The sequence below is a fragment of the Parachryseolinea silvisoli genome (genome assembly GCF_021190955.1).
GTDB classification, from domain to species: domain Bacteria; phylum Bacteroidota; class Bacteroidia; order Cytophagales; family Cyclobacteriaceae; genus Ohtaekwangia; species Ohtaekwangia silvisoli.
Genome location: NZ_JAIOAO010000011.1, coordinates 1 through 14,132 on the forward strand (window position 1 = coordinate 1; position 14,132 = coordinate 14,132).

The window sequence follows — 14,132 nt, forward strand, 5'->3', positions numbered from 1 at the left end:
TCCGCACAACAATACCCGACCAGCTATCCATTACAGCGCTCGTGGCCGTCGCCGGCCAGGTGGCCAGCGTAGGCCAGTTTGTACGCCGTGTCGGTGTCCAGCTGTCGCCATTCAGGCTGGTATACAGATCTTTTAATGCCGCCAGCTCCACCGCATCAGGCACCACGTTCGTCTGTCCGAAGGAACGGATGCTCACCAACAGGCAAGCCATGAGGATGATCAAAAAGGGCCGGCCGGCTTGTACACGTTTTATCATATGGGACACGCGTTAACGGTTTGCAGGATTTAGACTAGCGCGCTGTAACATTTGCTTGTATACGGGGTTGTCAGCACTATAATGTTCGAATGAGGACGCATCTGCCCCGACACCCGCATGCGGTTCCGGTAAAAAGCGAAGCAATGGCGCATGTGTCATTGCTGTTGCGCGCAACGTTTCGGGCACCTGATGGCTGCGATAGGGGTCTACTGCCCCCGCTGTGGGAAACAGGTTGTTCATGTCGCTCTCATAGTAGTCCAACACCATCCCAAACGCATCGTTTGTATCGCCCCCCGGATCTTGCAGTGGATCGGGGTGGTTGATCTGTCGCAACCAGCCCTGAATGTTATAAACAAAGTCTAATCCCTGTGTCTTGTTGCCTAGCTCAATGCGCTTCAGCGGGCCATGCAGGTAATACTGATAGGTCGCTCGCAGGTACTTCTCCCCCGTCTCGGTCGTACTAGTAAAGGCTTTACTCAACCGCCTGTCGGCGTCATACGTATAGTGATGGTAAAACTGCTCCAACAATGTGCCGTTTGTGTCGTATGTCAGGTTAGACACGACCAGCACGTTACCAAGGAAATCGTATTTATACTTTACTACGAATACCCGTGGCAGTTTGCGGGCTTTCTGCGCCATCCACACCACACGCCCCGACTCGTCGTAACTGTACCACGTCTGCATGTTCTCATTCTCACTCCAGGCCACCGCGCCCCGCACAAACTGCTGCTTATATCCTTTTGCCGTAAGATTTGTGATGGTTCCAAAATCGTCATGAGCAAAAGTATAATACGTCTTCACCCAGAATTTCTTTAAAGCTATGTCCCAATCGCCCACGGGATAAACCTTCTCGATCTCAGCCTTAATAGCAGATGTCGCGAAACCGGGGCTGTCGGCCGGTACAAACGGCATAGTCCCCGTATATTCACCCGACTCGACAGGCACTCCGTTTACATCATAATGCGTATACGAGAAGCGGTTCTTCGCTGCCTGCTGCGCGTTCTGCGAAAAGCGGATCTTACCATCCTTGCGGTACAGATAGTTTGTTCGGCCCGCGTCCGGCTCGGTAGACGTTACCAACCACCCCTGGTAATTGTACTTGTACGTAGACTTGTCGATGGTCGCATAGTCCGCTGCTTGTTTGGCGCTGGCCATCCACTTCTCAAAACCGTTGGGCGACACGTTCGAAATTACATGGCCCGTGTAGTCGTAAATATTGCAAGACACATTCTTATAGTAATTCGTGTAATTCAGCGAAATCCACCCCGCCGTAATATCAATGCGGTAAAAGCCGGCCAGCCAGTTAGGTTTGCCGTTGCCGTCTGTATCAACCGGCGCATACGGCTTATTTGTTAACATATCCACTACCTGATACGTACCGCCGCCCGTCAATGTCGGCTCTGTCGAATTCAACAGGTAGAAGTAGACGCGCGGCCTGATGTCGGCAGACGGGTTATCATAGTTGTATCGAAAGGAGGCTGACACAGGCACAGCCAGCGCATGTTCCTGCAAGTCACCGGCCAACGCTGAGAGCAACACTTTCCCGGCACCATCGGCCATCGTTATCGAATATACTCCGTGCGCGTCGCGTGTTACCAGCTGGGAGGCTTCGTTCCTCAGTGAATTGTTGGTTCTGCCATCCGGAACTCCGGCAATGCGCCGCAACGCCAGGTATTGATCAAGCTCGTTGAATACAGGGAATGTACCTTGCACTGGCTCGTGACCCGACCCCAGGCGGAGCGCCTCGCCCACCCCGGCCGATCGAAGCACTTCGTCGGTGCCGTCGTCGTAATACTCCGTGCGTGCGTACGGATATGCTGTAGCGGGAACATGCTCTTCCAGATTGTTGTTTGCACTGTAATACCAACCCAGCGTGCCGCGCTGGTCTGCGCTCACGGCCTTGGGGTTATACACGGTGTTGTTGCCACCATTGGTGGGGTTAGGCCAGTCAAAGCCTCTATAGTCGTATGCATTTCCAGACGGATCCAGCACAAAAGCTCCCACATAACTAAAATCTGTCGGAAGAATCGGCGCCGACAGCGTCGAGCCAACGGCACGCTGGTGCCGGTCAATCAACGGTTGCGTAGCTAGTACCCGACCGGCAGACAGGCTCTTCACCTGCGACTGAAGCAGCTTCGCATTGCCATCATAATAGCTGATCGCCTCGGATACGATCTTTTCACTGCCGCCCGCAAAGGTACCGTCATACCCGATAACACGCAGCGAATTCACGTCGCTGCCCCCGCGCAGCAATACTTGTAAAGTAAGTGTCGGGCCCCACGTACCAGTGGCGTTGTCACGTCCTTTGAGGTAATATGTTCCACTTTCCGATAACTTCCCTCCGACAGTCTGCAATCCGTTGGTATATGGACGGATGATCTCGGGATTATTCGAAGCATCTTTCACCCAATAATACGTTGCATACGCCAGTACGTGGTTTCTGTCGGGGATCGTGTGCGCGATATCCGTATAACCGGACTTCTGAATCTGGATAACAGATGCCTCGGGTGGCGTGAGAACTATCTCCACATGTGCCGGTCCTTTGGACGCCGACCAGCATCCAATGGCCGACGTATATTTACGTATATAGTAATCACCCGACGTAAAAACCGTCATAGCCGTCATATTGTTCTCCAGGGGCCGCGACATGTCAACGCCATTAGGAGCCGATTGCCAATAATGTTGAAAAGAACTTCCTGTAATCTTGATGACAGTCTTGCGATATACCAAAGGAGTCTGCACAGAAGGAATGGCAGCCGTTTGTTCGATCAATACAGTCCTCGACGCCTCGGGACTGGAACAGGATCCACTACCAGCCTTTGCGTAAAAAGTCGTACTCTGCGTAATGTTGTTAAAGGTGACTGACGGTCCGGTTGCACTATATCCCGCCGGACTGGAACGCCAGCTATACGTAATTCCTGCAATAGGATTGGCTACAGACATTGTAGCGCTGCCACCATCACAGAATCGGTCTATCCCGGTCATATTAATTGATATCGGTGCCACAGAATTGATGGTGATGTAATCTTCAAACACTCCATCATCATACGGGCAATTTGCAGTATACGTGCAACCCGCGTAAAGAGTAATCTTATACCTACCCGGAGCCGTAAAAATATGAGTGAAGGAAGTTGCATACCCAATAGGTGGTATGACAAATGGATAGGTTTGCTCAACTATAAATTCATCATTTACATGCCACCTGAATTTATTTAACGGTGCTGCTGTACAGTTCGAAGGAAAATTAACCGCCACATTCACACAACCAGTCGTTGGCCAAATCTTGGTGCAAAATTGCGAATAGCCCGGCACAGACAGCGCTGCGGTAATTGAAAGCAGCAGTAAAAACCGTTTCATCGTGATCACTAGTTAATCGAGGTATAAGACTAATATGTATATAAATCAATTGTGAAAACATCCGCAGTTGTCCTCGGGACGATTATAGGGAGGACCGCAACAGTTGTCCGCCGCCAGGTGCCTCAACTCTGCCGGAACTTCGTCTTTCGACATGGCCGTGAAAGAATTAACAATCTCCCCACACTGATCGTAATAGGTTACCGTATAGAATCCGTGATGGCAAACCTTGCCGTCGGGATATGATGTGGCGGCACATGTAACTTCACCCCTCGGCGCTTCCGTGTTAAAGATCGCGAGAATCGTGTGCGGATATTGCACATTCGAAAAATGGAGAGTTTTCCCATCAATCTTTACCACTGTTCCATCCACCAGGTTAAGGGTCCTGTCGTAAAATGAATAGATACTATTATCGATCCAAAGCGTACTGAAGTGAGACGACGGACAGTTGTCCACGATCTCAAAATCCTGCTTACCGTTTTGTGGCACAGCAACGGCGCCTAACGGAAAGATAGACCCTGTTGGTCCACCCTCGCTCGTAGCCGTGATGGTAACATTGAACGGGTTAGACTTACCGTAGTTGTAGGCCACCTCGTTCACCTTGGCCACACCGCGATTACCATAATCACTTTGGAAGCTTTCACGGTACGTCGATGTCAGTCGACCGATGCCATCGTAGCGATACTCCTGGTACAGGTTATTGCCATCCAGGATATGCGTCAGCTCAAAGTAATTGTTATACACATACGTTGTCATGGTCGCATCGGCCGCGTGTACACGCAAATCGTCAATGTATAGCGTCTGGGAACCAGAATTGACAATACGGCTCTCGAAGCGAAGCCCCTCAGCTACATTGACAGGAACATCAAAATCCGCTTCACACAAATACCAGTCGCCCGCGCGACGTTCCGCAACAGGTGTCACCGCCAAAAGCGCCTCCGCTGGGGCCTGGCCGGTAGGCGGAACAAACCGATAGGCAATCGACAGCGACTGGACAGGATCCCGTGTCCAGAACGAAACATGTATTTTCCGTTTAACCGCATCACTTTTCACAAGAACCGACGAATACAAACCTCGCTTACCGCCGTCCAACCGGGCGCTTATCTTACCCGTATGCGCATAAGTCTGGCTGGCAATGGCTTGTTCCAGCGCTACGCCTCCACCCGAGCCACCGTTTCGGATATCCTCCACGCCGGTCGATGCCACTTCGCGATAACGGGCATTGCCGATCGTAGCCAGCACATTATTCTGATCCATGTTAACCCGCACAGCCCCGTAGTGCCCGTTCATGTCCATTGCCTCCAGCACATGCGAGTTGGCATCGTAAAGGGTAATTTCTTCATTTTTCTGCCATCCGTCGGTCACCGGCTGTTGAGTAGTCCAAGCTGAAAAAGCCGATATCTGTCCGATAGGAACAAATCCGTCGGCATTGGGGAAGCTTGTCTGAGATCCGACAAACGAGAAAGACGACTTCTTACGCCAGACACCGGTCTGCTGCACCGTAGTGGAAGCACTCCCCGGCACAATCGCGTCGACAGTCTCAGCCCACGTCTGTGCCCACCCGCCCACAAGGCTCTCACGAACTGTAGGGTTGGCCGCCTGCATTTTGTATACAGAGCCTGAACTCAGCTGGGTAAGCATATTCTTGCCGTCATTCAGGGCAGCCGGCCCCATTTTGCTATAGGTTCGATAGGCAGGTGTCTGTTCACTCTCATACAGATTGCCGTAGCCGTCTGAATATTGTGACCGCGTTACCGCCCCCGAATAAAAGTCGAACGCCTTATTCGTGGTAACGGTCTTAATCCCTGTTTTATAGTTGATGGTTGTCTGTCCGATGGAAATCGACGGGAAATACTCTTTTTTACCTACTACACCGATCAGATGGACCTGATCCGTCGTCGGGATCGTATTGGCATCCGGCCCGTACGGCAACCGTCGGAATTTGGGATACACCACCACGCGTGCCCGAACAGACGTTTCCTCGAGTACCCCCTGATTGGAGAAAACATCCCGAAGATTATTTTCATAGGTCTGCTTATTGTCATCGAACGTATCGGCAAGACCATCGTGGAAAAAGTTATAATGCGTACTGGTCAGGGGGGCATTCGTCACCCTGTCAAATACCGTCACCTCACGCAGATTGCCGATCCGCGACGTATAATCTTTCAACGCAACCTTCTTCCGGTGGATCATCGTGTAAAACAAGCCTCCATAGGATCCCAGAATGGAGGGTGTGGTCAGCGTAGGCCCATTGTCAGGCCCGAACATACTTTCCTTGAAAACGTCGAACGTATACTGTGCATAGCTGGGCGACGCAAACTCATCTCCCGTTGGGGTTATGGTCTTGCTTCCGACCGTAACCTGATTATAGAGCACGCCAGGCCCGGGCAATACGCGGGAAATGGATAGAAGTTTCGAAAAATTGGGAAGTACCTGTTGCCGGTATGCACCCTGCCCTTCCGCTATTCTGTTTTTCTCACGCAACGTAGTAAGCTCGCTGTCCTCCCAACCGTCAAAATCGAAATTGATACGACCGAAGCTGATAGGTTCATAGGAGGTTGTACCACCGACATATGTATAGTTTGTCACATTGGCCGTTCCCAAATCGCTCACACGAATTTCGCGCACACGGCTTCCGCCGCCGTAGGTTTCTCCGTTGCCCGGATTATAAAACAAGTTGCCGGCGACAAGTATGGGATATCGCACAAAAACTCCCGGTTCGATCTCACGGCTATCAGAATCGAAACAACCACCGTCGCGATAGGTCATCATTTCCCAGGCAGATTCACCCTGCGGATCTGTTACAACTTTATATAAAAAGTTATAGAGTTCTGTATCGACAAATTCAACGGTTTTCGCTGTTACATTCCGGATATTGGCACTCGTGAGCGTAGCGCTGCGAAGTCTGTAAATGTTCCCCATGGTTGCGTTCGCCGGGAACCTGACTCCATCACAAATACAAAACTGCCGGGCCGTCAACCAACGCCTGAACAGAAATTCCAGTGTTGAATTTTCCAACATGCTATGCTGCGTGGTCAGATCCGTTGTAGGATTGTTAAATGTCACTACCACTGTCTGATTGGTTTGGTTGATCGTGATAGCTGACGCCGTCAGTACACTTCGCCTGTAGAGTGTCGGGATCTTGTACCGATCACTTTCATATGCAATATTTATCTCGGCGCCGGTAGCCGTTTGTATATTTGTCAACGACCATGCATCTACGTCGGAAGCAGACGCGGCAGTGGTAAAACGATCAAGATTGGGATTTCCCGTATCTTTATAATCATTTTTATAGTACCCCCACATGTCGTATTTACCCGGCTCGTATCGAACATTTTTATATCCAAACGACATACTGGGCAAGAGATCAGCACCACCCTTTCCCAGGAATTTAACGTTCTTTAGGGTCAGTTTTCCGAGAAGACGGGCATTAGCAACACTTGCGTCATAGCTATTGGGTGTATAGGGCGCCAGGGAGTAGTCGTAATCAAACGAAACCGACCGAATGCTCGTGCTCATGTCTTTCAGGTTGTATAGAGTAACCTTGTCCAGTTTTAGCAGCGCCCGTGGCCGTGCGGAAATGTTATTATCCCAAAATCCTCCCGTCATCAGGTCTTTCACTTCACGGCTATCAAAACGGGCTGACCGCTCAAACGCCGCCATATGCGACTGTGTATAAATCTTATCCAGGTAATAAATCTCCTTTTTTCCCGCAGAGAATACATCAAAATCATCAATGTCGGGGTTATATCCGACCCCCGGATTTCGCCATTTATAGTCGGACAAATACTTATCATATTCAAACCGAACCCAGTACCCCCAGTCGCCGTCGTCGGCTATTCCATCGTTGTCGCGGTCCACAAAGTCCGGACCCGTGATGCTCGTCAGATACCACGTATACGCATACTTCTCCGGGCGACTAACCTGGTTGTAGTATTCTCCGTTCTTTTGTTTTTCGAGCTGCGTGTTCTGCGAGCGGCTTATTTCCTCATAGCTATAGGCGGGCAGCGCATAGTGGTAGGTCACACCGCTTTCATTGGTAATCGAAAAGGCACCTATCTGTGAAGCCAGGCTTCCCGCAGTGGTGCGCGTGAACCCACGGGCTACAGCATTTATAAATCCCTTTCGCAGGCTTGAGTCCGAACCCAGTATGTCGCTATTCTTATACCAGTTCACACGGCGTGAACCGATCAGCCTGCCATTCACATAACCGTCATTGCCCGCGCCGCTTGCCCCTGTCTGCAGGTTGCCGCTAAAGCTGAAGGCCAACCCGGTACCGGCGGAATTCAAACTGAGGTCGGGAGCCGTATATTCCATCCTATTGGAAAATTCCCCGGTAAAGCGAAAATCAGCAGCCCGGTCCGATGCGCCGCTCAATTCATAGCTCTTGGTCCAGGTCTTTCCCTGAATCACTTTATCCTGACGGAAAAGCTTCTTTTGATAAAACATCGGTTTGATTGTTCCCCCGATGCCCTGACCAGTCACCGAATAAAAATCGACGTCCGAAAAACTTCCGCCCAACAGTGTTTCTCCATCGGTGTGATGGCCCATCCCGATCTCAGTATCGAGCAGGTCGTATGTATCAAACGCCACTAAATTACCCGGAGCAGCACCACTGCCATACAGGGAGCCGTAGGTGTTTATGTTCTCCGTTTCATCGATCCAATACCGTTGATAGTTACGGGCCAACCGCAGATTGATACCCGTATACCCTATCGGTATGTCAATCTGAAAGTTATCCTCTTCCGTGCTCACATTTCCCGCCCGGCTGTTACCCACCAGGCCAACACCGCCAAGTTGGGCAGAGGTGGAATAGTGACCGTTAAAATCTGTTGAAATAGAGCCCCCCGTGCTCGCTGTGCCATTGGCCGATATCCCGCCGTTTAACCCTCCACGGCTGTTGAGCGTGATACTTGCTGTTCCTGAAAAGCCATCCATGGACTCTGCTTCCCCCATTCCAGACAGCGATTTGCTCAGCGTAAAACTGGAGTACGTTGTTCCATAGGGCGACTCACCACCTTGCACACCTACGCCGACGCCATTGGCAAGAGACATCCCGAATCCGCCAGCCCATCCCACGCCATAACCCCGATAGGTGTCATTGGCAAAACTAAGCGAACTGCTAACACTGGGGCCGTTCGCAATACCCACAGAAATACCTACGGTATACGTTTCGGTATTTCCTCCCTCCCAAAAATCCCGGTTTACGTTATTGACGCCATTATGATCATCGGGATAACCATTGACCAGGCGGCTGATCGCCCCTGGGCTTAGATTCCACGTAAGCCCTACCCACGAAGCCTCTTCCTCGGGTTGAATATTACTGTGATGCGAGAGCGTCAGCGGATAATTACCGGCCGGCCCCGGAACTTCCATCAAAGGAAGGTTGTACGTAAAATCACCCGTTTTCAAATCGACCATATCCGTGGCATCCACAGGTTCGAACGTGGTCGCTTCCGGCGCTGTCGGTCCGGACGTCAACGCCCACGATACTGCCGGTGCGATGGAACTGGTAATGATTTCCAATAGAAAAAACACGGCAAAAGCCTTCAACAAAAAACGGCCTCGGATATACTTCATAGAAAGGATGAATTCAAAATTACAGACAACCTATAGCCGGCATCCGGTTCATAGCGAGCAACTCATGACCGACCACGCACGAGTGGGTCGACGCAAACGAGGGCGTTCTGAACAACGAAAAACAACAACAGGTCGCGATAGATAGACCCAATGCAGGCTCAAAAACAAACGACGTGATTTGCAACGGAGACGTTACTGGGTAACGCGAAGATAAAAACAACTTTGAAACATTCTGTTCGACGGCGAAAAAATATATTTTACCGACAAAAAAGTTGCATTTAGCGCAACGCTATCGTTTGCGCAACAACCTAACAGTCAGAATATAAAAAACAGACACCCGTCAGACCAAATTGTTTCCCCTCTCCTTTCCGTATTACTCCGCAGAACCAACGCCCACAACAATGCCATCAACCAGCATTTCTTCACAGGCAACACAAGTCCCATGAAAATACTACCTGGAAGCTACGCACGACACTCCCAAAGTCATGCTCAACAAACGCGACGGCGTATTCGAACTCTCCGGCCGCTCCATTCTGGAGGACGCTGAGGCCTTCTACAATCCGGTCATGGAATGGCTGGAGCAATATGCCCAGGATCCCAACCCCACCACATTGTTCTCATTTAAGTTTAAGCACTTCAACTCCTCTACATCAAAAATCATCTACAACATCTTTGATGTATTAAAAGACATTCCTAGTGCACAGGTAGAATGGTGTTACCACAAAGACGATGATGATATACTCGAAGCTGGGCAAGAGTTTGAAGAAGAGCTGGAGATGAAGTTTTTGTTTAAAGAGATCTAACCTGCATTAACTTATAACGGCCATCATATAGCTGGGCGGCAACGATACTCTTATGGTTCTTTAGTAAGATATAGAAGCGAATCAGGCCGGGACGAATCAAAAATCTCAAAAAAAACTGTGTCCGGTATTTTGACAACCTTAATTCGCCCTAACACCGACTTCTTAATTTGTATGTAACCGTAAGGTTGATACAGCAGCAGACTATCGCCATGCCATTGCGCCATCAAGCTCCAATCAGAATTTCCGTAATTCCTAACGACAGCAAAGTCTTTTGACGGAAGGCTGTGGCTATTATACTTCCCATTTATAATGTAGCTAAAGCTGTTCAACTGAGAATCGTGATGCTTTACAATCGAAAGACACATTTCATCCTTACATTTAACTTCCACTGTCTGCCTGCAGCCACCAAATAATGGAATAAAAAAAAGTAATAAAAATCGCTTCATATGTTTAATCAAGGTATGAAAATCCATATGCTTTACCATATGCTCGGCCGCTCATAATCCCCAAGGACGAAGCCTTGGCTTCTCCGTAGTGAGGTGCCCGTAAGGGTGAAATTGGAACACCATTGGATGGCATTGGATCAATAAAGAATTTCTCCAACGCAAGCAAAGCTCCAAAAAACTTACTATTTGACTTGTTAAATCCTCCAAATCCCACACCAATAATATAATTCGGTATAATCGAATTTTGTTGTACCATTCCCGCCGCGAAATTTCCAGCGTCACGAGCGGATGCAAATACCTTACCACCGTGAACATCTGTATATAAAACAGATCCATAGTAATACGTGCCAAATTTAGTTCGCGCGTCCGATTTCACGTCAAACCGCTCGCCGTGTCCGGCGTTGAGTGCGTAAAAGGTAATGGGTTGTCCCGACATTCCCCAAATAACGTCGTTAACAGCATGCATAGCCCAGTCAGAGCTAAAGTCAATTATCCCAGATGGAACCCAATTACCTTGTTCCAATTCATCAAAGTCAAGAAATGAATAGGGTGTTAAAGATCTCCCCATATACTCACCTCCGGAAAGAGTTCCGCCGCTACTGCGCCAGGCATCAATTTCCGCCGCCGTGTGTCTATACACACCGAGATCATTATCATCATATACTGCCACAACCTTGCCATCTGCATCTGTATGGGTTGACGGCGGACTTCCGCCGTCGGGATCTGGAAGACTAACCGGATTATTATTCATTCCGAAATACGGAGTGAAGCCAACCCGCTTAGGGTCAGGCGCCGTCCACCTTCCGATCACAGCGTCATATTCCCTCAATTCAAAATGACTCCATCCTGTTTCCTCGTCCTTCTCCGCAAACTGCCCCTGATACTGATATCGATACCCACGATTAACAGGTTGCAGTACCTTGTCGATTTGCTCAGGTGAAGCACCTTCCGCCAATAACCGAATCTCCGAACCATTCAACGCCTTATCAAAGATATGCACTTCATCGATAGCTCCATTCATCGGCAACTGAATATTAGTCGCCGTAGTCCGCGATGCACCAATCAGGATATCACCCACCGACGTTCCCAAACTGAACGAGTTAAACGCTGTCGCATAGCCATCTGGCTGGCCGTCAATATAGAAACGGAATGTGCTGCCGTCGCCCACCACTGCCACATGATGCCATTCGGTATCCTTGATGGCGTAGTTCGTGCCGGTACCCAAATTCAGCGATGAGCCGTCGCCACGTGTCGAGCTGAAGCGCAAAGCATGCGTGCCGTAGTCGCCGCCAAAGGTGTCAAACACAAATGCAAATCCTTTCTGACTTGTACTGGTGATGCTCGACACGATCGCGCTCCGCGCGTTCAGATCATTTAGCTTAATGTATGCAGCAATCGTAAACACACCCGTATTTTGTACAAACGACAACTTTTCAGCAGACCCCTCCAGTTTGACATAGCTATTCACACCATTAAAGCTGTAGGCTTTGTTCGCCTCGCCGTCAACACCGGTTGTAAGGGCAGCGCCACTCACCGTACCATTCAGGCCATTGCCGCTTTGATCTTGTGCATTGCCCGAAAATGCATATTGACCTTTCAGATTCTTACGCAGCGCGGTTGGTGGAATGGGCTCTGTAGACGTTGTCCGCAGCACATCGCCCCATACGCCGTAATCCGTCGCCTGTGAAACATAACTCGTGATATGCGTCACGCTGACGTCATCGAACCACACCCGCGTTTCCGGGCTTTCGTTCGATACCCAAACATAAATATATTTACCACCGGCGGGTATGATCACCGGACGCCGCAGGTAAACGCGTTCATGTGCGTTAGCGACCGCTTCCTCGCCTGGCCCAAAGGCGGCCTCAACCGAAACGGGTTCCCGATGCGCATAATCTGCTATCGGAGCCATATTCGCATCAAAAACAATGTAGCTCAAGTAGGCATTGGGACGCTCATTCTCATCCGTATAGTTCAAAAACCCGGGTGCCGATAGCGCACCGTTGAACCATTCTGATACCTGAGTAGGTGTTGCACCATCGATGCCGGGCGCAAAGGCAAACGTATTACCCAGCATGGCCGACAGTACAGACAAGGTAATGCCCGTGTGACTATACGTTTGTTTCTCTTCATACCGCGCAAACGCTTCCGCACGGATCGTATCGCCGGGTTGTACTTCCAGCGCAATAGCCGGCCCTGTCGACTTCTGAGAGGCCAGCGTGCCGGGCGTGTCATTCCAATACAAGTAGGCTGACCGCGACGGGTGTTCCACTTCTTTTGATGGTGACGTATGGTTCATGTGCACGTCTGCCTGCTCGGTCTCCACAATATTCTGGAAGTACTGGCCTTCTTCCACACGGGGGTTATGGATGCTTTCGCCCCCACTATCCTCCATCGTCGCTGTGTACGTCTTTACATCCTCCCGCACCAACGCACGTACGTTGCCTAAATGATCCGTAAGCTCATACTCGAGGCTGCCATCCTGTGCAGGATAATAGGTACCGATTTTTCCACTGGCATACACCGGCATTTCCGTCTTCGTGACAGGATTATTATTCGTCGACTCTTGCGTCCCCTCCTGATCGTATACATTCAGGATATTTCCCGATGCATCACGAATGTACCACGTCGTACGATTTAGTGCATAGTTGACCTTCGCCATCCGGAAGCCGCGATCATCATACAGGTATTCCACCTTTTTGTCTGCCGGACGCTTCTCGATGGTCGAATAGACCGCAATAACCTTACCGGTCACATCGTAGTCAACATACTGATCCTCGCCGTCTGTTTTGTCGACCTTTGTCGTACGACCTATTTCATCGTAATCATACGCCTGCGCATATCCGTCGACTGAGGTCAATCGGTTTGTATTGTTCTTATAATGGTATTGGAATTTATGCTGTTGCTGTGCCTGATCATTGTAGCGATTCAGCTTTTGAATGTTTCCATTCGCATCATACTCCAGGCCCGTCACGCGAAAGCGGTTTCCACTCCAGGTATACGTGTTCAGCGTATTGTTGGCATCTGCCCAGCTGGCGTCCTTTATCTGATACTTGTCATCGTATTGGTATACATACATCCCCTTCAGATCGTCGCCCGTCGCACCCCGCGCTTTGGTCGTCCGCCAGCGCGCCGCGGAGATTAAACCGTTATACAATGCAACACCACGATCACCTGTTTGTTTTACCGCTTCGACAACACGTACGTCCATCTCTATGCTTTGTAGCGTAGCGCTCGTAAGCTTGGTGTTGGTTGCCGTCCATCGGTAAATACCCGCGGCAGCAGCTGTGACATTCAGCAACCGGTAGGTCTGCTGGCTGTTGTCAGTATTCGTGCTGTTGATATTCGTCCATGTACCGTTTGTATTCTTCTTTTCCCAGACAATCGATCCATACGTTCCTTTGGTAGTGGCCGGTAGCTCCAAAGTATTACCCAGCGGAACATCCACCCGGCGTACCTGGTCGAAGATCTTTTGCGGCCGATAGGTCAGCGATTTTGTGATCACCACGCCCGTGCTCGGATTGACCAACGGCTCCAGCATGTCATAACCCAGGTAGTTCAGGGACACCACCATCGACAACTTACTATTATTGGCATAATCGACAAAATTGGGAATCGATGTGAGCGCGTTGTTGGAAAGGTTGATCGCACTCAACTTCGTACTGGTCAGCAACGCCTGTGGAATGGAGGTAA

At 50.0% G+C, this 14,132-nt stretch carries 6 protein-coding genes; 1 reads left to right on the forward strand and 5 read right to left on the reverse strand.

Annotated features, from left to right (window positions below; all coding sequences use genetic code 11):
* The 3 genes from K7P01_RS31930 to K7P01_RS31940 form a co-directional block, all read right to left on the reverse strand.
* Positions 1–256: hypothetical protein (locus K7P01_RS31930; protein WP_267298668.1), on the reverse strand; the 256-nt coding region annotated here is incomplete at its 3' end.
* Positions 257–268: 12 nt separating this feature from the next.
* A complete protein-coding gene (locus K7P01_RS31935; RefSeq protein ID WP_267298669.1) occupies positions 269–3,241 on the reverse strand; it encodes an Ig-like domain-containing protein in 2,973 nt (990 codons plus the stop codon).
* Between the two features lie 417 nt (positions 3,242–3,658).
* A complete protein-coding gene (locus tag K7P01_RS31940) occupies positions 3,659–9,190 on the reverse strand; it encodes a hypothetical protein (RefSeq protein ID WP_267298670.1) in 5,532 nt (1,843 codons plus the stop codon).
* A 455-nt stretch (positions 9,191–9,645) separates the two neighbouring features.
* Between K7P01_RS31940 and K7P01_RS31945 the strand changes: the two genes are divergently transcribed.
* Positions 9,646–9,993, forward strand: a complete 348-nt coding sequence (locus K7P01_RS31945) for a DUF1987 domain-containing protein (RefSeq protein WP_267298673.1) — start codon at positions 9,646–9,648, stop codon at positions 9,991–9,993.
* Between the two features lie 50 nt (positions 9,994–10,043).
* Here the strand turns inward: K7P01_RS31945 and K7P01_RS31950 are convergent, their stop codons facing one another.
* A complete protein-coding gene (locus K7P01_RS31950) occupies positions 10,044–10,439 on the reverse strand; it encodes a hypothetical protein (protein ID WP_267298671.1) in 396 nt (131 codons plus the stop codon).
* A 4-nt stretch (positions 10,440–10,443) separates the two neighbouring features.
* Positions 10,444–14,132, reverse strand: a 3,689-nt coding sequence (locus tag K7P01_RS31955; protein WP_267298672.1) for a LamG-like jellyroll fold domain-containing protein, incomplete at its 5' end; no start/stop codon positions are given.

What these genes read in the sequence shown, in the direction of transcription:
- K7P01_RS31940 (WP_267298670.1), bottom strand. Translation starts at nt 9,190, where the DNA reads ATGAAGTATATCCGAGGCCGTTTTTTGTTGAAGGCTTTTGCCGTGTTT.
- K7P01_RS31935 (WP_267298669.1), bottom strand. Translation starts at nt 3,241, where the DNA reads ATGACCGGGATAGACCGATTCTGTGATGGTGGCAGCGCTACAATGTCT.
- K7P01_RS31950 (WP_267298671.1), bottom strand. Translation starts at nt 10,439, where the DNA reads ATGAAGCGATTTTTATTACTTTTTTTTATTCCATTATTTGGTGGCTGC.